The organism is Metamycoplasma neophronis (genome assembly GCF_006491995.1).
Taxonomy (GTDB): Bacteria; Bacillota_I; Bacilli_A; order Mycoplasmatales; family Metamycoplasmataceae; genus Metamycoplasma; species Metamycoplasma neophronis.
On sequence record NZ_VHHP01000063.1, the window covers coordinates 1 to 520 of the forward strand.

Consider the following 520-nt stretch of genomic DNA (forward strand, 5'->3'; position numbering starts at 1 on the left):
CTCTTGCTGACTTGTTAAGTCTTGAAGAACAATTTGGTGCTTTGGAAGGATTAACCCTCACTTACATAGGGGATGGCGATAATATTTTGCATAGTTTGATGCTTTTGGCACCGCAGCTAGGTGTCACTGTGCATTATTGTTGCCCAAAATCAAATCAGCCTAATGAGGCCATTATTAAGGAAGCCCAAAGCAAGACAGGGAAACAAATGATTTATTGTTTTGATAAACCGGAGGAAGCTGTGAAGCAAGCGGATGCCGTTTATACCGATGTGTGGACAAGTATGGGATTTGATAATCCTGAAGCGGTCAAGATTTTTAAAGGGTTTCAGGTTAATGAGACATTAATGTCTCATGCAAAACCCGATTCGGTGTTTATGCATTGTATGCCTATGGAAAGGGGAAAAGAGGTTTCTGCTACTTTACCCGACAGCGCGTCATCTATCATTTTTAGGCAGAGTGAGAATAGAATGCATGTACAAAAGGCTTTGATGTTATTTTTGGATCAATAGAACCTTGGATT

Annotated in this window: 1 protein-coding gene; it reads left to right on the forward strand. The window is 40.4% G+C overall.

Translation table 4 applies throughout. The features are described 5' to 3' along the window. On the forward strand, window positions 1-509 hold a 509-nt coding region (locus FJR74_RS08540), incomplete at its 5' end, for a Rossmann-fold NAD(P)-binding domain-containing protein (protein WP_503465760.1). Between the last annotated feature and the right edge of the window lie 11 nt (window positions 510-520).